General features: G+C 70.7%; 18 protein-coding genes. 16 read left to right on the plus strand and 2 right to left on the minus strand.

Translation table 11 applies throughout. From position 1 onward, the window contains the following. The first annotated feature begins 147 nt into the window (after nucleotides 1-147). The 6 genes from ACFY6S_RS11570 to ACFY6S_RS11595 all read left to right on the plus strand — a co-directional run bounded on the left by ACFY6S_RS11570 (nucleotide 148) and on the right by ACFY6S_RS11595 (nucleotide 10226). The gene (locus tag ACFY6S_RS11570; RefSeq protein WP_388825443.1) at nucleotides 148-642 is read left to right on the plus strand and encodes a hypothetical protein; all 495 of its coding nucleotides are present in this window, start codon (nucleotides 148-150) and stop codon (nucleotides 640-642) included. Further along, nucleotides 642-1304, plus strand: coding sequence for a hypothetical protein (locus ACFY6S_RS11575; RefSeq protein ID WP_388825439.1), 663 nt, complete (start codon nucleotides 642-644; stop codon nucleotides 1302-1304). Before ACFY6S_RS11570 ends, ACFY6S_RS11575 begins: the two co-directional genes overlap by 1 nt. A 4-nt stretch (nucleotides 1305-1308) precedes the next feature. Further along, nucleotides 1309-6021 carry a putative T7SS-secreted protein gene (locus ACFY6S_RS11580; protein WP_388825436.1) on the plus strand — a complete coding sequence of 1571 codons (4713 nt, stop codon included), beginning with the start codon at nucleotides 1309-1311 and terminating at the stop codon, nucleotides 6019-6021. Between the two features lie 49 nt (nucleotides 6022-6070). Beyond that, on the plus strand, nucleotides 6071-6685 hold the full coding sequence (locus ACFY6S_RS11585; protein ID WP_388825434.1) for a pentapeptide repeat-containing protein: 615 nt from the start codon (nucleotides 6071-6073) through the stop codon (nucleotides 6683-6685). Between the two features lie 1480 nt (nucleotides 6686-8165). Next, on the plus strand, nucleotides 8166-9323 hold the full coding sequence (locus tag ACFY6S_RS11590; protein WP_388825431.1) for an acyl-CoA dehydrogenase family protein: 1158 nt from the start codon (nucleotides 8166-8168) through the stop codon (nucleotides 9321-9323). 9 nt (nucleotides 9324-9332) lie between these two features. After that, complete coding sequence (locus tag ACFY6S_RS11595) at nucleotides 9333-10226, plus strand: acyl-CoA thioesterase (protein ID WP_388825428.1); 894 nt, start codon at nucleotides 9333-9335, stop codon at nucleotides 10224-10226. Between the two features lie 149 nt (nucleotides 10227-10375). On the opposite strand, the gene ACFY6S_RS11600 is transcribed toward ACFY6S_RS11595, so the two are convergent. After that, the gene (locus ACFY6S_RS11600) at nucleotides 10376-11155 is read right to left on the minus strand and encodes a phosphatase (RefSeq protein ID WP_388825425.1); all 780 of its coding nucleotides are present in this window, start codon (nucleotides 11153-11155) and stop codon (nucleotides 10376-10378) included. A gap of 195 nt (nucleotides 11156-11350) precedes the next feature. On the opposite strand from ACFY6S_RS11600, the gene ACFY6S_RS11605 reads away from it, so the two are divergent. Beyond that, nucleotides 11351-11836, plus strand: coding sequence for a peroxiredoxin (locus tag ACFY6S_RS11605; protein ID WP_388825422.1), 486 nt, complete (start codon nucleotides 11351-11353; stop codon nucleotides 11834-11836). A 145-nt stretch (nucleotides 11837-11981) separates the two neighbouring features. Here ACFY6S_RS11605 and ACFY6S_RS11610 read toward each other — a convergent pair whose 3' ends face one another. Beyond that, nucleotides 11982-12611, minus strand: coding sequence for a TetR/AcrR family transcriptional regulator (locus ACFY6S_RS11610; protein ID WP_388825419.1), 630 nt, complete (start codon nucleotides 12609-12611; stop codon nucleotides 11982-11984). A 157-nt stretch (nucleotides 12612-12768) separates the two neighbouring features. Between ACFY6S_RS11610 and ACFY6S_RS11615 the strand changes: the two genes are divergently transcribed. The 9 genes from ACFY6S_RS11615 to ACFY6S_RS11655 all read left to right on the plus strand — a co-directional run bounded on the left by ACFY6S_RS11615 (nucleotide 12769) and on the right by ACFY6S_RS11655 (nucleotide 25474). Next, nucleotides 12769-14385, plus strand: coding sequence for a carboxyl transferase domain-containing protein (locus tag ACFY6S_RS11615; protein ID WP_388825416.1), 1617 nt, complete (start codon nucleotides 12769-12771; stop codon nucleotides 14383-14385). A gap of 53 nt (nucleotides 14386-14438) precedes the next feature. Beyond that, complete coding sequence (locus tag ACFY6S_RS11620) at nucleotides 14439-16709, plus strand: acetyl/propionyl/methylcrotonyl-CoA carboxylase subunit alpha (RefSeq protein WP_388825414.1); 2271 nt, start codon at nucleotides 14439-14441, stop codon at nucleotides 16707-16709. Next, complete coding sequence (locus ACFY6S_RS11625) at nucleotides 16706-17662, plus strand: hydroxymethylglutaryl-CoA lyase (RefSeq protein ID WP_388825412.1); 957 nt, start codon at nucleotides 16706-16708, stop codon at nucleotides 17660-17662. Before ACFY6S_RS11620 ends, ACFY6S_RS11625 begins: the two co-directional genes overlap by 4 nt. A 7-nt stretch (nucleotides 17663-17669) precedes the next feature. After that, nucleotides 17670-18830: an acyl-CoA dehydrogenase family protein gene (locus ACFY6S_RS11630; RefSeq protein WP_388825410.1), complete on the plus strand. Its 1161-nt coding sequence runs from the start codon at nucleotides 17670-17672 to the stop codon at nucleotides 18828-18830. A gap of 496 nt (nucleotides 18831-19326) precedes the next feature. Beyond that, nucleotides 19327-20166, plus strand: a complete 840-nt coding sequence (locus tag ACFY6S_RS11635; RefSeq protein ID WP_388825407.1) for a siderophore-interacting protein — start codon at nucleotides 19327-19329, stop codon at nucleotides 20164-20166. Nucleotides 20167-20327: 161 nt separating this feature from the next. Next, the gene (locus ACFY6S_RS11640; RefSeq protein WP_388825404.1) at nucleotides 20328-21770 is read left to right on the plus strand and encodes a pyridoxal phosphate-dependent decarboxylase family protein; all 1443 of its coding nucleotides are present in this window, start codon (nucleotides 20328-20330) and stop codon (nucleotides 21768-21770) included. Continuing rightward, complete coding sequence (locus ACFY6S_RS11645; RefSeq protein WP_388825401.1) at nucleotides 21754-23064, plus strand: lysine N(6)-hydroxylase/L-ornithine N(5)-oxygenase family protein; 1311 nt, start codon at nucleotides 21754-21756, stop codon at nucleotides 23062-23064. The genes ACFY6S_RS11640 and ACFY6S_RS11645 overlap by 17 nt, the downstream gene beginning before the upstream one ends. Continuing rightward, nucleotides 23061-23669, plus strand: a complete 609-nt coding sequence (locus tag ACFY6S_RS11650; RefSeq protein ID WP_388825398.1) for a GNAT family N-acetyltransferase — start codon at nucleotides 23061-23063, stop codon at nucleotides 23667-23669. Before ACFY6S_RS11645 ends, ACFY6S_RS11650 begins: the two co-directional genes overlap by 4 nt. Continuing rightward, entirely contained in the window at nucleotides 23666-25474 is a 1809-nt protein-coding gene (locus ACFY6S_RS11655) for an IucA/IucC family protein (RefSeq protein ID WP_388825394.1), read from the plus strand. Before ACFY6S_RS11650 ends, ACFY6S_RS11655 begins: the two co-directional genes overlap by 4 nt. Nucleotides 25475-25640 lie beyond the last annotated feature (166 nt).

Below are 25640 nucleotides of genomic sequence, written 5' to 3' on the forward strand. Positions count from 1 at the left end.
GTGCGAGCGACTCGGTGACAGCCCCTCCTCCGCCCTGCGGGCACCACCAGTAGCCTGATCCCTCGTTGTTCAGCGACGGGGGGCCTCATGTCCGACGACTCGATGCGTGCCGGATCAACGCGGGACGGATCAACGCCTGACGGATCGATGCGGGGCGGATCAATACATGATGGATCAACGTCCGGCGGGTCGGCGTCTGCCGGAACGGCGCTTGCCGCGCGGATAGCCGAGCGCCGGGCCGGCTGGGGTGATCCGCGTGCGCTGGTGGGTGAGTTGCGGCGGGCGCTGGTGCTGGTGCCGCTCGACGGCGGCGGGCTGCGGACGGGCGAGTCGGGCGGGGTCCGGTGGGTCTTCGGGTTCACGGACGAGGCCGCGCTCGCCAGGTTCGCGAGGGCACGGGACACCGGGGACGGGCGCGACACCGGCAGAGCCTGGGAGTTCGCGGAGCTGCGCGGGGCACGGCTGCTGGACGAGATCGTGCCGGCGATGGGGGTGCCGGGCGGGGTGGCGATCAATGTCGCGGACGCGGACGGATCGATGTTGTTCCCGCCCGTGGTGGGGATCGTGCCCGACGCGGTCGCCGTGGACGCGGTGGACGTAGCGACTGCCCGTACGGTCGTACCGCGACAGGAGCGTGCCTGATGACCGGCGGTGGCGCGGAGGACCTGAACGTCGGCGCGGAGAGCGTCCAGCTGATCACCAGCGGACTGCGGGCGATCGTGGCCGAGCTGGGCGAGGTCGGCACCGGGACCGGTTCGGTGCTGGGCAAGGGGTTCTCGGGCCTGTCGATCACGGGGATGGAGGCCGGACACCACGGTCTGTCCGTCGACTTCGAGGACTACTGCGAGCGCTGGGAGTGGGGCGTACGGGCCCTGGTGCAGGACGCCAACACCATCGCGGAGAAGCTGGGGCTGGCCGCCGGGATCATCTGGGAGGAGGACCGGTACGTCCAGGGCACGATGAAGGTCGCGGTGAACGCGGCCGTCGGCAACCCGTACGCCTCCGAGGACGAGGTCACGGAGCAGAGCTGGGGCGACGTCTTCACCCCTGACTACCTGAACCCCGACTACAGCGAGGAATCGTTCGAGCGGACGGCGGACGAGGCGGGACAAACCTGGAAGGACACCGGGCGGGCGCTCGCGACCGAGGGCACCGTCGGTCAGCCTGCCAGTGTGATCAGCAGCCTGATCGGTGTGGACGAGGCGGACTACGACCGGGCCGTGGACAGCACGTTCGGTCCGTCACCGGAGGAACGCTCCCGGCAGCAGGAACAGCAGCCGGGCGACGGCAGCGGGGGGAACTGAATCCATGGGCATCGGCGACTTCCTGCACGACATCACCCCCGATGTCGTCGAGGACGCGGTGGAGGGCGCGACCGAGTGGGCCGGCGACCGGGTCGAGGGCGTCGGGAACTGGACCGCCGACCGGATGAAGGACGTCGGCTGGGACTCCGGCTCCGACTGGATGCGGGAGCGGTCCCGTTCCGTCGCCAACCGGATGGGCGCCGAGGTCGAGGAGATGGACCTCGGCCAGACGGAGGACAGGACCAAACTCGTCTACGGAAGCGCCGCCACGCTCCGCGCGACCGCGACCCGGCTGAAGGACTTCCAGAAAGCCCTCGACGATGTCGGCCGCGGTCTGAAGGGGCTGGACTCGTCCGCCGTCAAGGGGCAGGCGGCGGACGCGTTCCGCGAGACGGTGTCGATCGAGCCGCCGAAGTGGTTCAAGGGCGCGGACGCCTGCGAGAAGGCCGCCGGCGCGCTGGAGGAGTTCGCCGGGACCGTCGAGTGGGCCCAGGGCCAGGCGCAGACCGCGATCGACACGTACAAGGCAGGGGTGAAGGCGTCCGAGGAGGCGCGGACCACCTACAACCAGAAGGCGGACACGTACCGGAAGGCGGCCGAACGCTACAACGCGCTCCCCGCCGATCAGCAGGACCCGGCCACCCTGCCGCCCTACCCGGGCGAGTTCAAGGACCCCGGCAAGGCCCAGGTGGAGGAGGCGCGGGACATCCTCAAGGAGGCCCGGCGCCAGCGCGACACCGCCGCCGAGACGGCCCGCGGCGCGGTACGGGCCGCCCGGGACGCGGCGCCGCCGAAGCCCTCGTACGCGGAGCAGGCGTCGGACGGTATGACCGAGTACGAGGTGATGAAGACCCACTTCGGCGGCGGCATCGTCAAGGGCACCGCCGGGCTGCTCACCTTCGCCCGCGGCGTCAACCCCATGGACCCGTACAACCTCACCCACCCCGCGGAGTTCGCCCTCAACCTGAACAACACCGCCGCCGGGCTGCTCCAGGTCGCCAACGACCCGTACGGCGCGGGCAAGCAGATGGTCACCGACTTCATGAAGGACCCCGCCGAGGGGTTCGGCCGTATGGTCCCCGACCTCGTCATGACCGCCGCCACCGGAGGCGCGGGCGCGGGCGTCAAGGGCGCCCGGGTCGCGAAGGAGGCCGCGGAGCTGGCCACCGACGCGAGAAGGGCCCGCAAACTGGCCGACGAGTCACCGAAGGGCACCCACGAGCGCCCGGACCCGAAGCGCACCAGCCAGGGCACCGACCCGGTGGACCTGGCCTCAGGACGGATGTACCTGCCGCAGACCGATGTGGCGCTGCCCGGCGTGCTGCCGCTGGTCTTCACCCGGCGTACGGAATCCGGCTGCGCCGTGGGCCGGTTCTTCGGACCGTCGTGGACCTCCACCGTCGACGAGCGGCTGGAGATCGACCCGGTCGGGATCGTCCACGTCACCGACGACGGCCTGCTGCTCACGTATCCGCACCCCGTCCCCGGCGCACCGACCCGCGCGCTCGGCGGCACCTCGCGGAACCTGCTGGCCCGCGAGGAGAACGGCGACTACAGCGTCACCGACCCCGACACGGGCCTGATACGCCACTTCGCCGCCCCGCCCGGCACCGAACCCGGCGACGACGGGGACGCCTGGCTCGTCCAGACCGGCGACCGCAACGGCCACATCATCACCGTCGACCGCTCCGACGACGGCACGCCCCGGGCCCTCGTCCACTCGGCCGGTCACCACCTGCGCGTATCCACGGCCGAGGGGCGCGTCACGGAACTCGCGCTCACGGGGAGGGCGGCCGACGACCCGCCCACGCCGCTCATGACGTACGGCTACACGGACGGCGACCTGACGGCCGTCACCAAACCCTCCGGCGCCACCCTCACCTTCGCTTACGACGAGCGCCGCCGCGTCACCGGCTGGACCGACTCCAACAACAGCCGCTACGACTACGCGTACGACGACCGGGACCGGGTCGTCGCCGAAGGCGGCGAGGCGGGCCACTTCCAGCTCACCCTGGCCTACAGCGAGCCCGAGCCCACCACCGGCCATCGCGTCACCACCCTCACCACCGCGGCCGGCCACGTCACCCACCACCTGATCGACGACAGGTGCCAGGTCCTGGCCACCACCGACCCGCTCGGCCACACCACCCGCTTCACCTACGACGCGCACGGCAATCAGCTGAGCCGCACCGACCCGCTCGGCCGCACCACCGCCCTCACGTACGACGGGGACGGCAGGCTCGCCGGCGTCACCCACCCCGACGGCAGCGAACTGCGCGCCGTACGCGACCCATGGGGCCGGGTGACCCGGCTCACCGGACCGGACGGAACCCACCACCAGGAGTACGACGAGCGCGGCAACCGGACCGCGCACACCGACCAGGCCGGTCATACCACCCGGTACGCGTACGACTCGGGCGGCCGGATCACCTCGGTCACCGACGCGCTGGGGAACGTGACGAGGGTGCGCTGCGACCCGGCCGGGCTCCCGCTGGACATCACCGATCCCCTCGGCGGCACCACCCGCTACGAGCGCGACGCCGCGGGCCGTCCCGTACGCGTGACGGACCCGCTGGGGGCCGTCACCACCCTGGAGTGGAGCGCCGACGGTGAACTCGCCCGGCGCACCGGCCCCGACGGCGCGGCCGAGTCCTGGACCTACGACGGCGAGGGCAACCGCCTCACCCACACCGATCCCATCGGCGGCACCACCCGTTTCGCATACACCCACTTCGATCTGCTCACGTCCCGCACCGGCCCGGACGGCGCCCGCTACGAGTTCACGCACGACGCGGAACTGCGCCTGAAGCGGGTCACCGCCCCGGGGGGCCTGACCTGGTCGTACACCTACGACGCGGCCGGCCGGCTGATCTCCGAGACCGACTTCGACCGGCGGACGGTCGGCTACACCGTCGACCCGGCCGGGCAGCTCACGGCCCAGGTCACCCCGCTCGGGGAGACCGTCGCCTACGCGCACGACCCGCGCGGCCGGGTGATCCGCAAGGACGCGGCGGGCCGGGTGACCACGTACTCCTACGACCGGGCCGGGCGGATGGTCCAGGCCACCGGCCCGGACGGCGAGCTGACCTACCAGTACGACCGGCGCGGCCACGTCAAAACGGAACTCGCCGACGGACGCGCCACCACCTACGCGTACGACGCGCTGGGCCGCCGCACCCGCCGCACCACCCCCACCGGCCGGCACACCGCCTACGTCTACGACGCGGCCGGCCGGCCCACCCACCTGACCAGCGGCGACCATCGCGTCGCCTTCACCCACGACGCCGCCGGCCGCGAACTGGAACGCGCTTTCGGCGACACCCTGACCCTCACGTCGGCGTGGGACGAGGCGGGCCGGCTGTCGACGCAGCGCGCGGTCACCGGTGGCGAGGTGATCAGCGCCCGTTCCTACGCCTATCGCGCCGACGGCCATCTCACCGCCCTGGACGACACCCTGCGCGGCGCGCACCGCTTCGGCCTGGACGAGGCAGGCCGGGTCACCACCGTCACCGCGGCCGACTGGACGGAGACGTACGCGTACGACGCGGCCGGAAACCAGACCTCGGCGTCCTGGCCCTCCTCCCACCCGGGCCACGAGGCGACCGGCCCCCGCGCCTACACCGGCACCACCATCACCCGCGCCGGCGCGGTCCGTTACGAACACGACGCCGCCGGCCGCATCACCCTGCGCCAGAAGACCCGGCTCTCCCGCAAACCCGACACCTGGCGCTACGAATGGGACGCCGAGGACCGCCTCACCGCCGTCACCACCCCCGACGGCACGCGATGGCAGTACCGCTACGACCCCCTCGGCCGCCGCACCGCCAAACAACGCCTGGCCGACGACGGCCGGACCGTCGTGGAGGAAACCCGCTTCACCTGGGACGGCACCACCCTCTGCGAACAGACCACCACCTCTGCCGCCCTCCCCCACCCCATCGCCCTCACCTGGGACCACCAGGGACTACGCCCCCTCACCCAGACGGAACGCATCCTCGCCCCGGACGCCTCACAGGACGCGATCGACGAACGCTTCTTCGCCATCGCCACCGACCTCATCGGCACCCCCACCGAACTCATCGACGAAGCCGGCACCCTCGCCTGGCACACCCGCGCCACTCTCTGGGGCACCACCACCTGGGCCAGAACGAGCAGCGCGTACACCCCGCTCCGCTTCCCCGGCCAGTACTACGATCCCGAGACCGGCCTCCACTACAACCACCACCGCCACTACGACCCCGAAACGGCCCGCTACCTCACCCCGGACCCCCTGGGCCTCGCCCCGGCCCCGAACCCGGCCGCGTACGTCCACAACCCGCTGACGTGGTGCGACCCGCTGGGCCTCTCTCCCTACCGTGGCTTGGGCCTCAGCGACGAAGCACTGAATGCGATCAACAAGCTGGAGAACATCAAGGCGGATCCGATCGGGCGCATCAACTCCGACCCGAACCACAATCACTACTCCGCTGCCAGACGAGAGTCGGCGGGCGAGGTAGTGGCGCGCAGGGCCGACGGGACGCCCTACGACCACGTCGCGGACCTGACCCAGGCGAAGCAAGGGCTCGAAAAGACGCGTCGAATATTGTGGAAGGAAATGGAACGTCTTCCAGACGGAATATCAGAACGAGGTCTTGAAGTTCTCTTGAAGAAACACGATGAGACCGTCTATCACCTGGACCGCGTCAAGGGATTCCTTCATCAGATCGGCCAACGTTGAGAAAGCCCAAGCGAACCTCTAGTCAGGCAGAAATGGACCCGTACACGCGATGACTACCTCGCCGGAAGAACACGACCACGCCACGGAACTGCGCAATCGGTGGAACCGGCCGGAGAATGCATCCGTTCTCGCGGCAATCCGTGAAGCCCTGGAAGACGGTGGAAACTGGCGCGGCATATTGCGGGAATGGTCAGCCCCCTGGGGCACCGAGAACGATCTGGGGGGAATCTCGCTGCCTGGGGCCGATCTCAGAGGGGTGCAGCTGAAAGGCGCATACCTGAGCTACGCGGATCTGAGTGGATGCCTCTTGAGCGAGTCCGACCTGTCCGACGCCTCGCTGACGGGCGCGGACCTGAGTGGGGCGAAACTCGTGGGTGCGTTTCTGACGCGGGCGAGCGCGGGCCTGGCCGTCTTCACGGCGAGCGATCTCAGCGGTGCCCAGGCCGACGACTGCGTACTGTCACGCGCACGCCTTGACCGGGCGATCCTCCGCGGCGCTTCGCTCCGCCGCGCCCGGCTGATCGCTGCCGATCTCACAGACGCCGATCTGTCGAACTCAGATCTGCGCTCTGCCGTGCTGATTTCAGCGAAGACCGAAGGGACCGTGATGACCGGCACCCGCCTGGACGGGGCACGCGGAGGCTCTCTTCCGAGCCATGACTGAGCCGAGACGGCTGTTGCCGGAGTTTCTGTGGTAGCGGACGAATATTTCCCAAATAACAAGGAAGCCAAAGAAACCGGTCGCCGAATCAAATCCACTCGGCGACATCCGAAACCCATTTCCACTACATGAGGACGAGTCCGAGTTACCTGGACTCGCATCTCCTCTCCTGTTACTCCTGAAGGAATTCTAAAAACATGCGAAGATTCATGATTACAACGGCCCCAATGGGGCCGCACGCCCGGAGTTCGAAATCCCCTTGGAGAAGCTTAGCCGATTCAACGAGCTAACCAAAAATCGCAGCTGGATTTCCATATTCGGAGGACCTTAATGCCGTTCCAAAATCATCAGGAAGTCGACGTTATCGTGGTCGCGGTCGCCCCGGTGGGGGCACGGGTGGAAGCCGACGGCGAGACCGGATTCATCGACCAGGTGAAGCATCCCTCCTGGTGGGACGAGAGCATCTCGCCACCTCTGGTCGGAGACCGGTTGCACGCAGTCGTGCTCGACGCAAGCCGGGAGCCACCTCGGCTCAGCGGACTACAGAAGGACGTTGATATGGCACGAAAGCTTCGGGGATCCGAGGCATGAGATGAGAGATGAAATGCGAGCGCGATTCACGCGCCCGAGAACTTCTGACCCAAAGATCGTGCAGGGCGCGAGTGATCCTGACCTCGCGCGGAAATCCCGAATCCTTCCCTGGCTCAGAACAGTAGATCGAGATGGATAGATTTTGAGTGGTTCCCGCTGGACCTCCGGCGGGTTCGCAATCGGAGATCAACGGGCAGAATCGCGGGGATCGACCCACCGCTCCCGCAGGCTCACTGTAGCTCTTGGCAGACGTGGAGCCGAAATGGAACACCCAGCTTGAGATGAAGGTTGCTTAATCGATCCAGAATTCAAAGAGCCAGGCGACCTTTCAAGGGCGAGCGGAGGAAAGAATCATCAGCAGAATGCCGTTCGCCGGTGGCCGGTTCGCCACGACGGCAGACAGTCCGCCGCACATCACCCCCCGCGTCGACGGTAACTGCGATACTCCCCGACCCCGACCCGCCGGCCCTTGCCACGCGCCGGCCGCTCACCGAGAGCCCGGACCTGACCGCCCGACCGGTGATCTACGAGGTGGAGGACGGGGAGCCCGGCGCCCTGGCCCGTCTGCGCGGGCACTCGACGCAGCCCTGCGCGACCAGCGCCGGGACCGGCACCGGGCCGACGTGCCGCTCCCGCTCATCTCCCACCTGGTCGAGGACCACGGGAACCGGTGACGTTGGGTCCGGCCGCACGGCATGCTGGTCGGCGCGCGCTGTGACGCGTACGACCGCCCAGCGCCCTGCGGACCCTGGACACTCGGCCGAACCCCTGGGTAACTTTGACTGAGCAAGCGCTTAGATCCGCAACCTCAGCCATCAACTGAGCAACCCCGACGGCGAGCAACCACCTACGCGAGAGCGGCGGCGGGTTAGCCGCAAAGGAGGCCCTTCCAGTGCGCCGTACCGTGTACAACGAGGATCATGAGGCGTTCCGCGAGACCATCCGCGCCTTCATCGAGGCGAAGGTCGTCCCCGTCTACGACGAGTGGTACGCGGCGGGCCAGGCGCCCCGTGACTTCTATCTGACCCTTGGTGAGCTGGGCGTCTTCGGTATCGAGGTGCCCGAGGAGTACGGCGGCGCCGGCGAGGAGTCCTTCAAGTTCCAGGCGATCATCTCCGAGGAGACCGCACGCGCGGGCGTCTCCTTCGGTGGCTCGGGCGTCCATGTCGCGCTCTGCCTGCCCTATCTGAAGGCGTACGCCACCGAGGCGCAGAAGAAGCGCTGGCTGCCGGACTTCGTCAGTGGCCGCACGATGTACGCGATCGCCATGACCGAGCCGGGCACCGGGTCGGATCTGGCCGGGATGAAGACCACCGCCAAGCTCTCCGAGGACGGTACGCACTACGTGCTGAACGGCGCGAAGACGTTCATCACCGGCGGTGTCCACGCGGACCGCGTGATCGTCTGTGCCCGTACCGCAGCGCCGACCCCCGAGGACCGCCGCTTCGGCATATCCCTGCTGGTCGTGGACACGAAGGCGGAGGGGTACGCGGTCGGGCGCAAGCTCGACAAGCTGGGGCTGCGGACCTCCGACACCGCCGAGCTGTCCTTCACCGATGTCAAGGTCCCGGTCGGGGACCTGCTCGGTGAGGAGAACAAGGGCTTCTCGTACCTGGGCCAGAACCTGCCGCAGGAACGCCTCGGCATCGCCATGGGCGCGTACGCGCAGGCCGCGGCGGCGGTCAGGTTCGCGCAGGCGTATGTGACGGAGCGGACCGTCTTCGGGCAGAGCGTCGCGTCCTTCCAGAACACCAAGTTCGAACTGGCCGCCTGCAAGGCCGAGGTGGACGCGGCGGAGGCCGTCGTGGACCGCGCGCTGGAGGCGCACGACCTGGGCGAGCTGACGGCCGCCGAGGCCGCCTCCACGAAGCTGTTCACCACCGAGGTCGCGCACCGCGTCATCGACAAGTGCCTCCAGCTGCACGGCGGCTACGGCTACATGAACGAGTACCCGATCGCCCGGCTGTACGCGGACAACCGGGTCAACCGGATCTACGGCGGCACCAGCGAGGTCATGAAGATGATCATCGCCAAGTCGATGGGACTGTAAGCACCGGTCATGTCCCCCGACGACAGACCGGACGCCCTTGAGGACCTCCTCGATCTGCTCGACCTGGAGCGGATCGAGGAGGACATCTTCCGCGGCCTGAGCCGCCTCGCGGTCATACCGCGCGTCTTCGGCGGCCAGGTCGCCGCCCAGGCGCTGGTGGCGGCGGGCCGTACGGTCCCGGCCGACCGTACGGCGCACTCCCTGCACGCGTACTTCCTCAGAACGGGCGACGTCGGCGCGCCGATCGTCTACACGGTGGACCGGATCAGGGACGGCCGTTCCTTCAGCTCGCGCCGGGTCGTCGCGATCCAGCACGGGCAGCCCATTTTCCATCTCTCGGCGTCGTTCCACACGTACGAGGAGGGTCTGGAGCACCAGTCGCCGATGCCGCCGGCGCCGGACCCGGAGACGCTGCCGACGGCCGCGGAGACGCTGCTGCCGTCCCATGCCGCCGGGTTCATGGACCAGGAGGCCGCGGACCGGCTGCTGGAGGCGCGGGCGGCGGTCGATCTGCGGTACGTGGACAGCCCGCCGTACGGAAGCGTGGGAACGCCGCGCGAGCCGCGTTCGCAGGTGTGGTTCCGCACGGCCGGGAAGCTGACCGACGATCCCCTGCTGCACGTCTGCCTGGCGACCTATGTCTCCGACATGACGCTGCTCGATCCGGTGCTGCTGGCGCACGGCAGGGGCGGCTGGGTGACCGGGGACGTGGTGGGCGCGAGTCTGGACCACGCGATGTGGTTCCACCGGCCGTTCCGGGCGGACGAGTGGCTGCTGTACGACCAGACGTCACCGTCGTCCCACGGCGGTCGGGGGCTGGGCCAGGCGCGGATCTACACGCGGGACGGCAGCCTGGCGATCTCCGTCATCCAGGAGGGCGTGATCCGGGTACCGCGTGACTGAACCGATCGACGCGGACGGGAGGGCTCGCGGTGACGGAAACGGACCTCGCGACGACGGGAGGGCTCGCGGTGACGGAAACGGACCGTGACGCGCGCGGGGGTGCGCGCCCCCGCGCGAAGCGGCGTGACTCAGACGCGAAGCGGTGTGGCTCAGATCAGACCGGCCTCGTTCAGCAGGTACGCGGTCATCGGGTCGTAGAAGCGCGGGTCCGTCACGTGGTCGTCCAGCGGGACCGTCACCTGGAGCGTGCCCTCGGCCTCCGCCAGGAACAGGGCGGGGTCGTTGCAGTCCGCGTAACCGATGGAGTCGACCCCGCGCTGGCCCGCGCACCCCGCCCAGCCGTGGTCGGCGACCACCAGATCGGGGCGCGGTCTGCCGTCGCGCTCCAGACCGTCCAGGATGGCGCGCATCGGCTCGGGCGAGTGGGTGTGCCAGAGCGTCGCGCCCCGCTCCAGCATCGCCACATCGGCGAACTGGAAGACCATGCCCTCGTCCGCGACGAGCCCGCCGGGGATGCGGACGATCTCGCACCCGGCCGCGCGCAGGGCGTCCGCCGTCTGCCGGTGGACATCGAGCAGACCGCCCGGGTGGCCGGTCGCGAACAGCACGCGCTCCCGGCCCGAGGCCGCCTTCCGCAGCCTGCCGGCCATCCGCTCCAGCGCGTTCACGGTCAGCTCGGGATCGATGGTGTCCTGCCCGGACCGGTGCTCCGGGTCGTCGTTCACGCCGCACCGTTCGGCCATCACGGCGAGCACGTCCTGCTCGTCGGTCCAGCGGTCCCCCAGCTCAAGGCCGAGCCAGTAATGGCGGTCGCCGTTGGCGAGCTTGCGGTAGTGGGAGAGGTTGTTGTCGCGCGGTGTGGCGACGTTCCCCGCGATTCGGGTACGGACGAGGTGGTCGACGAGGGCGGCGCGGCTGGGTATGGACATGGTCCCCATTGTGCCGTCAGGCGGGCGCGGAGTGGGGGCGGGCAGCCGGCGGCGCGGCCGGACGGGTGCCTGCCGTATGTCCGCGTCCGGCCCCGTCCCGCGTACCCGCCGGGGAGCGGCGCGCCGGCTCCCCGTACGTTGCCTGTACGTTCCTCGCGTTCCGCCCTTATGTTCCTCGCAGCTTGGGAGTGACCTGTGGCAGCTTCACCCGACCTCGGCCGGCCGGTGGCGGACTTCACCCTGCCGGGCGGTGTCCTCGACGGCGACAGCTTCGTACGGCGGGATTACCGCCTGTCGGAACGGCGGGGGCACCCCCTCGTCCTCGCGTTCTACCCCGGCGACGACACCAGCGTCTGCACCAAGCAGCTGTGCTCGTACTCCAGCGGTCTGGAGACCTTCACCGACCTCGGGGCGGAGGTGTGGGGCATCAGTCCGCAGGATGTCGACAGCCATGAGGCGTTCGCCCGTAAGTACGATCTGCGGATTCCGCTGCTCGCCGACACCGACCGGTCCGTCGCGCAGGCGTTCGGGATCGCCGCGCGGGGGATCGGGGTGCGCCGGTCGGTGTTCCTGATCGGCCCTGACGGCGCCCTCCACTGGAAGCACGTGGCGCTGCTCGGTGTGACCTTCCAGCCGGTGGAGACCCTGGCGCGGGAGCTGGCGGGGCTCAGCGCCTCCTGACGCGGATGCCTTCTTCCGGGTCCGGGGCCGGGGTCTCCGGGTCCGGGTCCGGGGTCTCCGGGTCCGGGTCCGGGGTTTCCAGGTCCGGGTCCGGGCCCGTCACCCGGGCCCGGGTGACGGGCGCCTGACGCCGACGGGACCGGCGTCAGGCGCCTTCGCCGTCCGCAGGGTCCGTGTCGTCGCCCAGCGCCGCGAACGCGCCGTGCGCGAGGCGGCGCAGCAGGGACTCCGTCGCCGCGCGCCGGGGCTGGCCGCCGCCGGGCGGGCCGAGGCGCGGGGTGGAGTTCAGCAGGCCGAAGACGGCGTGGACCGCGCCGCGTGCCCGCGTTTCCGGGACGTGCGGGTACAGCTCCCGTACGACCGTGACCCACAGCTCGACGTACTGCCGCTGGAACTGGCGCACCAGCCTGCGGTCGCTGTCCCTCAGCCGGTCCAGCTCCCGGTCGTGGAGGGTGATCAGCGGGCGGTCGTCGAGGGCGAAGTCGATGTGGCCGTCGATCAGCGCGGCGAGCAGGGCCGCCGGGTCGCCGTCGGGGCCCGCTTCGCGCACGCGCAGCTTGCCGCCGTCCAGCAGCCGGCTGCTGATGCCGACCAGCAGTTCGGCGAGCATCGCCTCCTTGCCCGCGAAGTGCCGGTACAGGCCGGGGCCGCTGATACCGACGGCCGCCCCTATCTCGTCGACTCCGACCCCGTGGAAACCGCGCTCGGCGAAGAGGCGTGCCGCCTGTCTGAGGATCTGTTCACGGCGGGTCGGAGCCGCGGTCCTGGTGCTCATGGGAAATCATTCTAGACGGCGCGGTTAGCGAGCGTTAACCTGGAGCAGAATGAGGTTAACGGTGATTAACACGGTGCGCCCCGGACGGGGCGGGCCGGAGTGATGAGCCGGAGCGACCTGAGCGACCGGAGTGACCGGAAGAGGGGCGGGGAGAGCGATGCGGCAGGCACCGGTGCTGACGAGCACCGCCGATCCGACGGCGAGTTCCTGGCGGGCCAACGAGGCGGCGCACGAGGAGCTGGCCGACGGTCTGCGCGCCCGGCTGGCGGCGGCGCGGCTGGGCGGCGGCGAGCAGGCCCGGGCGCGGCACACGGCGCGCGGGAAGCTGCTCCCGCGCGACCGGGTGGACACGCTGCTGGACCCCGGTTCGCCCTTCCTGGAGCTGGCGCCGCTCGCGGCGGAGGGGATGTACGGAGGGGCGGCCCCGGCCGCCGGGGTGATCGCGGGGATCGGCCGGGTCAGCGGCCGGGAGTGCGTGGTGGTCGCCAATGACGCCACGGTCAAGGGGGGCACGTATTACCCGCTGACGGTCAAGAAGCACCTCCGCGCCCAGGAGGTCGCCCTGGAGAACCGGCTGCCGTGCCTGTATCTGGTGGACTCCGGGGGCGCCTTCCTGCCGATGCAGGACGAGGTCTTCCCCGACCGTGACCACTTCGGGCGGATCTTCTACAACCAGGCCAGGATGTCGGGCGCGGGCATCCCGCAGATCGCGGCGGTGCTCGGTTCGTGCACGGCGGGCGGCGCGTACGTCCCGGCGATGAGCGACGAGGCCGTGATCGTGCGCGGCCAGGGGACGATCTTCCTCGGCGGGCCGCCGCTGGTGAAGGCGGCGACGGGCGAGGTCGTCACGGCGGAGGAGCTGGGCGGCGGCGAGGTCCACTCCCGTACGTCGGGGGTCACCGACCATCTCGCGGAGGACGACGCGCACGCGCTGCGGATCGTGCGCACCATCGTGTCCACGCTCCCCGCGCGCGGCGCGCCGCCCTGGTCCGTCGAGCCGGTCGAGGAGCCCAAGGCCGACCCGGCGGGGCTGTACGGCGTGGTGCCGGTCGACTCCCGTACGCCCTACGACGTCCGCGAGGTCATCGCCCGTGTGGTGGACGGCTCCCGGTTCGCCGAGTTCAAGGCCGAGTTCGGTACGACCCTGGTCACCGGCTTCGCGCGGATCCACGGCCATCCGGTCGGGATCGTCGCGAACAACGGCATCCTGTTCTCCGAATCGGCCCAGAAGGGCGCGCACTTCATCGAGTTGTGCGACCAGCGCGGCATCCCGCTGCTCTTCCTCCAGAACATCTCCGGCTTCATGGTCGGCCGGGACTACGAGGCGGGCGGCATCGCCAAGCACGGCGCGAAGATGGTCACGGCGGTGGCCTGCGCGCGCGTGCCGAAGCTGACGGTCGTGGTCGGCGGCTCGTACGGGGCGGGCAATTACTCGATGTGCGGCCGGGCCTACTCCCCCCGCTTCCTGTGGATGTGGCCGAACGCCAAGATCTCGGTGATGGGCGGCGAGCAGGCCGCCTCCGTCCTCGCGACCGTCAAGCGCGACCAGATCGAGGGGCGCGGCGAGGAGTGGCCGGCGGCGGACGAGGAGTCCTTCAAGGACCCGATCCGCGCGCAGTACGAGTCCCAGGGCAACGCCTACTACGCGACCGCGCGGCTCTGGGACGACGGGGTGATCGACCCGCTGGAGACCCGGCAGGTGGTGGGGCTGGCCCTGACCGCGTGTGCCAACGCCCCGCTGGGCGAGCCCGGCTTCGGCGTCTTCCGGATGTGAGAGCCGCGGTGGGAGCGGGAGAGGGCCATGGGAGCGGGAGAGTGAGGGCGGGAATGTTCGACACGGTTCTGGTCGCCAACCGCGGTGAGATCGCGGTCCGCGTCATCCGCACCCTGCGCGAGCTGGGCGTGCGCTCGGTGGCGGTCTTCAGCGACGCGGACGAGGACGCCCGGCATGTGCGGGAGGCCGACACGGCTGTCCGGATCGGACCGGCCGCCGCGTCGGCGAGCTATCTCTCGATCGACCGGCTGCTGGCGGCGGCGGCCCGCACAGGGGCGCGGGCGGTCCATCCCGGTTACGGCTTCCTCGCGGAGAACGCGGCCTTCGCCAGAGCGTGCGCGGACGCCGGGCTGGTGTTCATCGGGCCGCCCGCCTCCGCCATCGAGCTGATGGGCGACAAGATCCGCGCCAAGGAGTCGGTGCGGGCGGCGGGGGTTCCGGTGGTGCCCGGCTCCTCGGGCAGCGGCCTGAGCGACGCCGAGCTGGCGGACGCGGCGGGCGCGATCGGGATGCCGGTGCTGCTGAAGCCGTCGGCGGGCGGCGGCGGCAAGGGCATGCGGCTGGTGCGCTCCGAGTCGGTCCTCGCCGAGGAGATCGCGGCGGCCCGCCGCGAGGCGCGTTCCTCCTTCGGGGACGACACGCTGCTGGTGGAGCGGTGGGTGGACCGCCCGCGCCATATCGAGATCCAGGTCCTGGCGGACTCCTTCGGAAATGTGGTGCATCTGGGCGAGCGCGAGTGCTCGCTCCAGCGCAGGCACCAGAAGATCGTCGAAGAGGCGCCGTCCGTCCTGCTGGACGCGGCGACCCGCGCGGCGATGGGCGAGGCCGCGGTGCGGGCGGCGCGCTCCTGCGGATACGCGGGCGCGGGGACGGTCGAGTTCATCGTGCCGGGCCGGGACCCCGCGTCGTACTTCTTCATGGAGATGAACACCCGCCTCCAGGTCGAGCACCCCGTCACCGAGCTGATCACCGGTCTGGACCTGGTGGAGTGGCAGCTGCGGGTCGCCGCCGGGGAGAAGCTCCCGTTCGCGCAGGAGGACATCACCTTCACCGGCCACGCGGTGGAGGCACGGCTGTGCGCCGAGGATCCGGCACGGGACTTCCTGCCCTCGGGCGGTACGGTGCTGGCCCTGCGCGAGCCGGAGGGCGCGGGCGTGCGGACGGACTCGGGCCTCGCCGAGGGCACCGAGGTCGGCTCCCGGTACGACCCGATGCTCGCCAAGGTCGTCGCCCACGGCCCCGACCGGCCCACGGCCCTGCGCCGGCTGCGCGCGGCCCTCGCGGAGACGGTCACCCTCGGCGTCCCGACCAACGCCGGGTTCCTGCGCCGGCTGCTGGCCCACCCGGCGGTGGTCGCGGGCGACCTGGACACGGGGCTGGTCGAGCGCGAGGTGGCGGGGCTGGTGGCGGACGCGGTCCCGCCGGAGGTGTACGCGGCGGCGGCGCTGCTGCACCGCGAGGCGCTGTTCCCGGCCGGCGGAGCGAGCCCCGGCTGGACGGACCCGTTCTCCGTGCCCAGCGGCTGGCGGCTGGGCGGCGAGCCCGCCTGGACCGCGCACCACGCACGCGTGGCGGGCCGGGAGCCGGTGGCCGTACGGGTCCGCGCGGGCGCGCCGGACCCCACGGATCCCACGCGCCCGGCGGATGCCACGGGCTCAGCGGATGACACGGGCCCGGCGGTGGACCGGGCGGGCCCGGCCGCTCGGGGGAGCCGATCGGCTTCGCCCGTTCCGAACGGGGCGGGTGACGCCACGACGCTCGTCGTGGACGGGGGCGGCCCCGTCCGTGCCCGGCTGCTCGGCGTCGGGGCGGACCGCGTCCGTGTGGAGTACGACGGCGTCACCCACGCCTTCGCCCACGCGCCGGGAGTGCGTGGCCGCTGGCTCGGCAGGGACGGCGACAGCTGGTACGTCCAGGACCACGACCCCGTGGAGGCGGCGCTGCGCGGGGCGGCCGGGGCGGCCGGGGCCGGGTCGCTGACGGCTCCCATGCCCGGGACGGTCACCGTCGTGAAGGTGGCCGTCGGGGACGAGGTGACGGCCGGTCAGAGCCTGCTGGTCGTGGAGGCGATGAAGATGGAGCACGTCATCTCGGCGCCCGGCGCCGGCATCGTCAGTGAGCTGGACGTCACCGCCGGTTCGACGGTCGCCATGGACCAGGTGCTGGCCGTGGTCACCCCCGCCCCGGCCCCGGCGAGCGAGGCCGGGGGCGCCGCCACCACCGACGTACCCACCACCGACGTACCCATCGCCACCACCGCCGACGGAGACGCCGCCACCGCGACCTCCGTCTCCACATCCGCGCCGAAGGAGGAGAAGTCATGACGGACGGGCTGCCCATGACCTTCCCCATGCCCGGACTGCCTCCCCGGGTCCGTATCCACGAGGTCGGGGCGCGGGACGGCTTGCAGAACGAGAAGGCGACCGTACCGACCGAGGCCAAGGCCGAGTTCATCCACCGGCTCGCCGACGCCGGGCTCACCACCATCGAGGCGACCAGCTTCGTACACCCCGATTGGGTGCCCCAACTGGCCGACGCCGAGAGCCTCTTCCCGCTGCTCGGCGACCTCGGGGACGTGGAGCTGCCGGTCCTCGTACCGAACGCGCGCGGGCTGGACCGCGCCCTCGCGCTCGGCGCCCGCCGTATCGCGGTGTTCGGCAGTGCCACCGAGTCGTTCGCGCGGGCCAATCTCAACCGGTCCGTGGACGAGTCGCTCGCCATGTTCGCGCCGGTGGTCGCCAGGGCACGCGAGGAGGGCGTCCATGTCCGGGGCTATCTCTCCATGTGCTTCGGCGACCCCTGGGAAGGCCCGGTCCCCGTCCCGCAGGTGGTGCGGACCGCGAAGGCCCTGCTGGATCTGGGCTGCGACGAGCTGAGCCTCGGCGACACCATCGGCGTCGCCACCCCCGGCCATGTGGCGGCCCTGCTCACGGCGCTGGGCGAGCGGGGCGTGGCGGCCGGGGCGGTCGGGGTGCACTTCCACGACACCTACGGCCAGGCCCTCGCCAACACCCTGGTCGCCCTCCAGCACGGCGTGACCACCGTGGACGCCTCCGCCGGCGGCCTCGGCGGCTGCCCTTACGCGCGGAGCGCCACCGGGAATCTCGCCACCGAGGACCTGGTGTGGATGCTCGACGGCCTCGGTGTCCGAACCGGGGTCGACCTCGGCAGGCTCACCGCCACCAGCGTCTGGCTGGCCGGCCGGCTGGGCCGCCCCAGCCCGTCCCGTACCGTCCGCGCGCTGGCACCGGCTCAGGCGCAGTCCCCCGAGGAGTGACCCAGCCATGTCCCTGGACCACCGGCTCTCCGCCGAACACGAAGAACTGCGCCGCACCGTCGAGGCGTTCGCGCACGACGTGGTCGCCCCCAAGATCGGTGACTTCTACGAGCGCCACGAGTTCCCGTACGAGATCGTGCGGGAGATGGGACGGATGGGGCTGTTCGGGCTGCCGTTCCCCGAGGAGTACGGCGGCATGGGCGGCGACTACCTCGCCCTCGGTATCGCCCTGGAGGAGCTGGCCCGGGTCGACTCCTCGGTGGCGATCACCCTGGAGGCCGGCGTCTCGCTCGGCGCCATGCCGATCCACCGCTTCGGTACGGAGGAGCAGAAGCGGGCGTGGCTGCCGGGCCTGTGCGCGGGCGAGCGGCTCGGCGCCTTCGGGCTGACCGAATCCGACGCCGGTTCCGACGCGGGCGGCACCCGCACCACGGCCGTGCGGGACGGCGACGAGTGGGTGATCAACGGCAGCAAGTGCTTCATCACCAACTCCGGTACGGACATCACCGGCCTCGTCACGGTCACGGCCGTCACCGGCCGCAAGGAGGACGGCCGTCCGGAGATCTCCGCGATCATCGTGCCGTCCGGCACCCCGGGCTTCACGGTCGCCGCCCCCTACTCCAAGGTCGGGTGGAACGCGTCGGACACCCGTGAGCTGTCCTTCGCGGACGTCCGTGTCCCGCTGGCGAACCTGCTCGGCGGGGAGGGGCGCGGATACGCGCAGTTCCTGCGCATCCTGGACGAGGGCCGGATCGCGATCGCCGCGCTGGCGACGGGCCTCGCCCAGGGCTGTGTGGACGAGTCCGTGGCGTACGCGAAGGAGCGGCGCGCGTTCGGCCGGCCGATCGGCGCCAACCAGGCCATCCAGTTCAAGATCGCCGACATGGAGACGCGTGCGCACATGGCCCGGGTCGGCTGGCGGGACGCGGCCTCCCGGCTCAGCCGGGGCGAGCCGTTCAAGAAGGAGGCGGCCATCGCGAAGCTCTACTCCTCGACGGTCGCCGTGGACAACGCCCGTGAGGCCACGCAGATCCACGGGGGCTACGGCTTCATGAACGAATATCCCGTGGCCAGGATGTGGCGGGACTCGAAGATCCTGGAGATCGGCGAGGGGACGAGCGAGGTCCAGCGGATGCTGATCGCTCGGGATCTGGGCCTGACCGGGTGAGTTGACGGGCGGGCCGCCGAGGCCCGTCCGGCGAGCGGACCAGGACCCGCGATCCGCGGGTCCTCCTCAACGCGGGCCCGTCCGGCCGGCGGCGAGCGGACCGGTCCGAGGCACCCTGGGCCATTCGGTGAGGTTAGGCTAACCTGCCTTCGGACTGCCCATCGCCCGGATACCCGTACGCCCGGAGAGCTGATCCCCATGCGCACGCCCGCCTCCCCCGCGACCCGCCGACCTCATACGGCTACGGCCGCGGCCGCGGCAGCCGGTTCGGCGACGGCGCCACGAGCGGCCGGGGCCGCGCGCGGGGCACAGCTACCGGCCCCGTACGGCGCGTCCGGCGCCGGGGAGTCGACGGCGCCCGTATCCGGGCCGCCGGTCACCGCGACGCGTCGGAAGGACACGCTCCGGTACGCCCCGGACGCGTCCGCCGCCCCGCGGGTGGCCGGTACCACCACGCCCCAGGCCACCGACTCCACGAAGAAGGTCGAGCGACCCCATGAAGACGGCTGAGATCGCCCCGTTCCGCTTCTTCTCCCTCCAGGTCATCAGGACACGGCGGCTCGGTCCGTCGATGGTCCGGATCACCTTCGGGGGCGCGGACCTCGCCGGTTTCGCCGCCGGCGGCCGCGACCAGAGCCTCTCGCTCTTCCTGCCGCATCCGGGCCAGTCCGCGCCCGTCGTCCCGGTCGAGCGGGGCGACGGCTGGTGGGCCGCGTGGCGGGCGCTGCCCGAGAGCGTGCGGGCCGTGATGCGCTCGTACACCCTGCGCGAGCAGCGCCGGAATCCCGACGAGGCGGACATCGACTTCGCGCTGCACGCCGACGGCGGGCCCGCCTGCCGCTGGGCGGCGCGGGCTTCGGCCGGGGACCGGGTGCTGGTGCTGGGCCCGGCCGTCGCGGACAACACCGCCGTGCGCTTCCGGCCGCCGGCCGACGCCGACTCCGTACTGATCTGGGCGGACGAGACGGCGCTGCCCGCCGCGTCCGCGATCCTGGAGTGGCTGCCCGCCCACCTCACGGCGGATGTCTGGCTGGAGGTGGAGCACAGCGCCGACCGGCGACCGCTGCACACCGCCGCCGACACCCGGATCACCTGGCTGGTACGGGAGGAGGGCGCGCCCAGCGCGCTGGAGGCCGTACGGGCGGCCCGGCCGCGCGGCAGCGCGCCGTACGCGTGGATCGCCGGGGAGTCGGGCACGGTCAAGGAGTTGCGCCGCCATCTGGTGCGCGAGCGTCAACTCGACCGCCGTCGCATCACGTTCGTCGGCTACTGGCGGCGCGGGCTGAGCGAGGAGCAGCTGCGGGAGACGGCCGCGGTGAGCGCTGCGGCCGCGTGACAGCCGTGTGAAACGGACGTGTCGAGTGAGCGATATGAGTCACACTTCCGGCGCGTTGAGTAATGAAGTTAGGTTAGGCTAACCTAACTTTCACGTCGCGCTCTCGTCCCTCTTCCCTGTCCTGAGAGCGCGACGACACCCCCACATCCGGGAGGACCTTGATGCGTGCGCACCTGCTCAATGACACGACGGCGGAGCGCTACCGGCGCTCCGTCACCGAAGGAGTCGAGCGGGTGGCGGCCCAACTCGCCGCTACACAAAAGCCGTTCAGTGGCGTGACGCCCGACGCGCTGGCCCCCGTGGTCGCCGCCGTCGATCTGGACCGGCCGCTGGGCGACGCCTCGGCCGCGCTGGACGAACTGGAGCGCGTCTATCTGCGCGACGCGGTCTACTTCCACCACCCGCGCTATCTCGCCCACCTCAACTGCCCCGTCGTCATACCCGCCGTCCTCGGCGAAGCGGTCCTCTCGGCCGTCAACTCCTCGCTCGACACCTGGGACCAGAGCGCCGGCGGCACCCTCATCGAGCGCAAACTGATCGACTGGACCACCGCCAGGATCGGTCTCGGCGCCAACGCTGACGGCGTCTTCACCAGCGGCGGCACCCAGTCCAACCTCCAGGCCCTGCTGCTCGCCCGCGAGGAGGCCAAAGCGGAGGAGCTGACGAAACTGCGCGTCTTCGCCTCCGAGTGCAGCCACTTCAGCGTCCAGAAGTCGGCCACCCTGCTCGGGCTCGGCCCCGACGCCGTGGTCTCCGTGCCCTGCGACCGCGAGAAGCGCATGCAGGCCGTCGCCCTCGCCGCCGAGCTGGAGCGCTGCCGCGCCGACGGGCTGATCCCGATGGCCGTCGTCGCCACCTCCGGCACCACCGACTTCGGCTCCATCGACCCGCTGCCGGAGATCGCCGCGCTCTGCGAGCAGTACGACACCTGGATGCACGTCGACGCGGCGTACGGCTGCGGGCTGCTCACCTCCCCCACCCGGCGCGCCCTGCTGAACGGCATCGAACACGCCGACTCCGTCACCGTCGACTACCACAAGTCCTTCTTCCAGCCGGTGAGTTCCTCGGCCGTGCTGGTACGGGACGGAGCCACCCTGCGCCACGCCACGTACCACGCGGACTACCTCAACCCGCGCCGGACGATCGAGGAGCGCATCCCCAACCAGGTCGACAAGTCGCTCCAGACCACCCGGCGCTTCGACGCCCTCAAACTGTGGATGACCCTGCGCGTGATGGGCGCCGACGGCATCGGCGAACTCTTCGACGAGGTCTGCGACCTGGCCGCCGAGGGGTGGCAGCTGCTCGCCGCCGACCCGCGCTACGACGTCGTCGTGGAGCCCAGCCTCTCCACCCTCGTCTTCCGCTACATCCCCGAGCGCATCACCAGCCCCACCGAGATCGACCGGGCCAATCTGCACGCCCGCAAGGCCCTCTTCGCCTCCGGCGAGGCGGTGGTCGCCGGGACCTCCGTCGGCGGCCGTCAGTACCTGAAGTTCACCCTGCTCAACCCCGAGACCACCGTGCGGGACATCGCCGCCGTCCTCGATCTGATCGCCGGCCACGCCGAGCAGTACCTGGGAGAGAACCTTGTCCACGCGTCCTGACCACCGCGAGCCGAGCGCGCCCTACGACTTCGTCGGCATCGGACTCGGCCCGTTCAATCTCGGTCTCGCCTGCCTGACCGAGCCCATAGACGAACTCGACGGCGTCTTCCTGGAGTCCAAACCGGACTTCGAATGGCACTCGGGGATGTTCCTCGAAGGCGCCCATCTCCAGACCCCGTTCCTCTCCGACCTGGTCACCCTGGCCGACCCGACCTCGCCGTACTCCTTCCTGAACTACCTCAAGGAGTCCGGGCGGCTGTACTCGTTCTACATCCGCGAGAACTTCTATCCGCTGCGCGTCGAGTACAACGACTACTGCCGCTGGGCCGCCGCGAAACTCTCCAATGTGCGCTTCAACCGGACGGTGACCGCCGTCTCGTACGACGCGAGCAGCGAGCTGTACGAGATCGCCGCCGGGGACGAGACGTACCGCGCCCGGCGTCTCGTGCTGGGCACCGGCACCCCGCCGTACGTCCCGGACTCCTGCCGGGACCTCGGCGGCGACTTCCTGCACAACTCCCGCTATGTCCAGGGGAAGGCGGAGCTGCTGAAGAAGGACTCCATCACCCTCGTCGGCAGCGGGCAGAGCGCGGCGGAGATCTACTACGACCTGCTCTCCGAGATCGACGTGCACGGCTACCGGCTGAACTGGATCACCCGCTCCGCGCGGTTCTTCCCGCTCGAATACACCAAGCTCACCCTGGAGATGACCTCCCCGGAGTACATCGACTACTTCCACGCGCTGCCGGAGGCCACCCGCTACCGGCTGGAGGCGGGCCAGAAGGGCCTGTTCAAGGGCATCGACTCGGAGCTGATCAACGAGATCTTCGACCTGCTCTACCAGAAGAACCTCAAGGGCCCGGTGCCCACCCGGCTGATCGCCAACACCGCGCTGCACTCGGCCGCGTACTCGGCCGAGGACGGCACCTACACCCTGGGGCTGCGCCAGGAGGAGCAGGAGCGGGACTTCTCGCTCACCAGCCAGGGGCTGGTCCTCGCCACCGGGTACAAGTACGTCACCCCGGAGTTCCTGGCCCCCGTCGCCGACCGGCTGCGCCTCGACGGGCAGGGCCGCTTCGACGTCGCCCGCAACTACAGCATCGACACCACCGGGCGGGGCGTCTTCCTCCAGAACGCCGGCGTGCACACGCACAGCATCACCTCGCCCGACCTGGGCATGGGCCCGTACCGCAACGCGTACATCATCGGCGAGCTGCTGGGCCGCGAGTACTACCCGGTGGAGAAGGCCATCGCGTTCCAGGAGTTCTCCGCCCCGGAGGGCGATGTCATATGAGCGAGCGCAGGCACCTGAGCGAGCCCCGCACGGACGAGATCCTCTTCGCGCGCACCGACGAGCGGCTGGGCCGCTTCGCGGTCCGCGCCGTCGACCCGTTCCGCGACGCGCCCCTGCTGCACGGCTGGGTCACCCACCCCAAGGCCGCCTACTGGCTGATGCAGGACGCCTCGCTGCCCGACGTCGAGCGCGAGTACATGTCGATCGCCGCCGCCGGGAACCACGACGCCTACATCGGCCTCCACGAGGGCGAACCCGCCTTCCTCATCGAGCGCTACAACCCGGCGGAAGTGGAGCTGAAGGGGCTGTACGACGCACTTCCGGGCGACATCGGGATGCACTTCCTCGTCGCGCCGGCCGACACCGAACGGCACCTGCACGGCTTCACCCGCGCCGTGATCACCACGGTGATGGAGCTGCTCTTCGACGACCCCACCGTGGAACGCGTGGTCGTCGAGCCCGATGTACGCAACACCGCGGTGCACGCCCTCAACGAGGCCGTCGGCTTCCAGGTCGTGGAAAAGCTCGCGAAGCCGGAGAAGGAAGCCCTGCTGAGCGTGTGCACGCGTGAGATGTTCCTGGCCGCACGAGGAGTCACCCGATGAGCCGACCGATCCACCCCACCGATGTGACCGGCAGCGTCGCGCATCTGACCCCCGCGCTCTGGGAGCAGGCGGGACGGCTGCTGATCCGCAAAGCCCTCGCCGAGTTCTCCCACGAGCGCATCCTGACCCCCGAGACGCTCGGCGCGGACCGCTACCGGGTACGGAGCGACGACGGCGCGACCGAGTACCGCTTCGCCGCGCGCCGGTTCGCCCTCGACCACTGGCAGATCGCCGCCGACTCGATCGAGCGCCACCGCGCGGACGCGGAACTCCCGCTGGATGCCCTGGACTTCTTCATCGAGCTGCGCGAGTCGCTCGGGCTGTCCGCCGCGATCCTGCCGGTCTACCTGGAGGAGATCTCCTCCACCCTCGCCGGTACGGCGTACAAACTCACCAAGAAGCCGGTGACCTCGGCGGAGCTGGCCACCGCCGGGTTCCAGGAGATCGAGACGGGGATGACCGAGGGCCACCCCTGCTTCGTCGCCAACAACGGACGGCTCGGCTTCGGGGTCGACGAGTACCGCGCGTACGCCCCCGAGACCGCGAGCCCGCTCCGGCTGGTCTGGCTCGCCGCCCGCCGGGACCGCGCCACCTTCACGGCGGGCGCCGGGCTCGACTACGCCTCGCTGATCCGCGAGGAGCTGTCCGCGGCGACCCGGGAGCGGTTCGACACGGTCCTGCGCGGACAGGGACTCGACCCGGACGACTTCTTCCTGATCCCGGTCCACCCGTGGCAGTGGTGGAACAAACTGTCCGTGACCTTCGCCGCCGAGCTGGGCCGTCAGCACCTGGTCTGCCTCGGCGAGGGCGACGACAGCTATCTGGCCCAGCAGTCGATCCGTACGTTCTTCAACACGAGCGACCCGGCCAAGCACTACGTCAAAACCGCGCTGTCCGTCCTCAACATGGGCTTCATGCGCGGACTCTCCGCCGCCTACATGGAGGCAACGCCCGCCATCAACGACTGGCTCGCGGGCCTGATCGAGCGCGACGACATCCTGCGGGCGGCCCGCTTCTCGATCATCCGGGAGCGGGCGGCGATCGGCTACCACCACCGCCAGTACGAGGCGGCCACCGCCAAGGGCTCCCCGTACCTGAAAATGCTGGCCGCGCTCTGGCGCGAGAGCCCGGTACCGACGCTCAAGGGCCATGAGCGGCTCGCCACGATGGCCTCGCTGCTCCATGTCGACCGGGAGGGCGGCTCCTTCGCCGGCGCGCTGATCGCCGAGTCGGGGCTCGCGCCGCAGGAGTGGCTGCGCCGCTACCTCGACGCGTACCTCGTACCGGTGCTGCACTCCTTCTACGCCTACGACCTGGTGTTCATGCCGCACGGCGAGAACGTCATCCTGGTCATCGAGGACGGGGCCGTCCAGCGGGCGATCTTCAAGGACATCGCCGAGGAGATCGCGGTGATGGACCCGGACGCGGTGGTGCCGCCGACGGTCGAGCGCATCCGCGCGGAGGTCCCCGAGGACATGAAGATCCTCTCGGTCTTCACCGATGTCTTCGACTGCTTCTTCCGCTTCCTGAGCGCGGAGCTGGTCTCGGACGGGGCGCTCCCCGACGAGGAGACGTTCTGGCGGGCGGTCGCCGACTGCGTACGGCGCTACCAGGCGTCCGTCCCGCAGCTGGCGGACAAGTTCCGGCAGTACGACCTGTTCGCGGGCGAGTTCGCGCTGTCCTGCCTCAACCGGCTCCAGCTGCGCAACAACGAGCAGATGGTGGACATCACGGACCCGGCGGGCGCGCTCCAGCTCGTCGGCACCCTGGACAACCCGATCGCGCGGTTCGCCGACGCGTCGTAGGAGCCGCACGAGCGGTACGGGCCGGGTGGGCGTCGGAGGTTTGGCAGAGCTTCCGGCGCCCGCCCTTGTCCGCCGCCGTCGCGCCGTCACCGTAGGGGCCGCGCCGAAGAGGCCCAACGGATGAATCCTGCCCGATTCCGGGCAGGATTCTTGCAAACCCCCGCCT

The sequence above is a fragment of the Streptomyces sp. NPDC012835 genome (genome assembly GCF_042900885.1).
Taxonomy (GTDB): Bacteria; Actinomycetota; Actinomycetes; order Streptomycetales; family Streptomycetaceae; genus Streptomyces.

Coding starts and splice junctions, on each gene's coding strand:
- ACFY6S_RS11585 (WP_388825434.1), top strand. CDS start 6,071: ATGACTACCTCGCCGGAAGAACACGACCACGCCACGGAACTGCGCAAT.
- ACFY6S_RS11630 (WP_388825410.1), top strand. CDS start 17,670: ATGTCCCTGGACCACCGGCTCTCCGCCGAACACGAAGAACTGCGCCGC.
- ACFY6S_RS11625 (WP_388825412.1), top strand. CDS start 16,706: ATGACGGACGGGCTGCCCATGACCTTCCCCATGCCCGGACTGCCTCCC.
- ACFY6S_RS11570 (WP_388825443.1), top strand. CDS start 148: ATGCGGGGCGGATCAATACATGATGGATCAACGTCCGGCGGGTCGGCG.
- ACFY6S_RS11580 (WP_388825436.1), top strand. CDS start 1,309: ATGGGCATCGGCGACTTCCTGCACGACATCACCCCCGATGTCGTCGAG.
- ACFY6S_RS11635 (WP_388825407.1), top strand. CDS start 19,327: ATGAAGACGGCTGAGATCGCCCCGTTCCGCTTCTTCTCCCTCCAGGTC.
- ACFY6S_RS11575 (WP_388825439.1), top strand. CDS start 642: ATGACCGGCGGTGGCGCGGAGGACCTGAACGTCGGCGCGGAGAGCGTC.
- ACFY6S_RS11600 (WP_388825425.1), bottom strand. CDS start 11,155: ATGTCCATACCCAGCCGCGCCGCCCTCGTCGACCACCTCGTCCGTACC.
- ACFY6S_RS11655 (WP_388825394.1), top strand. CDS start 23,666: ATGAGCCGACCGATCCACCCCACCGATGTGACCGGCAGCGTCGCGCAT.
- ACFY6S_RS11650 (WP_388825398.1), top strand. CDS start 23,061: ATGAGCGAGCGCAGGCACCTGAGCGAGCCCCGCACGGACGAGATCCTC.
- ACFY6S_RS11620 (WP_388825414.1), top strand. CDS start 14,439: ATGTTCGACACGGTTCTGGTCGCCAACCGCGGTGAGATCGCGGTCCGC.
- ACFY6S_RS11640 (WP_388825404.1), top strand. CDS start 20,328: ATGCGTGCGCACCTGCTCAATGACACGACGGCGGAGCGCTACCGGCGC.
- ACFY6S_RS11615 (WP_388825416.1), top strand. CDS start 12,769: ATGCGGCAGGCACCGGTGCTGACGAGCACCGCCGATCCGACGGCGAGT.
- ACFY6S_RS11595 (WP_388825428.1), top strand. CDS start 9,333: ATGTCCCCCGACGACAGACCGGACGCCCTTGAGGACCTCCTCGATCTG.
- ACFY6S_RS11610 (WP_388825419.1), bottom strand. CDS start 12,611: ATGAGCACCAGGACCGCGGCTCCGACCCGCCGTGAACAGATCCTCAGA.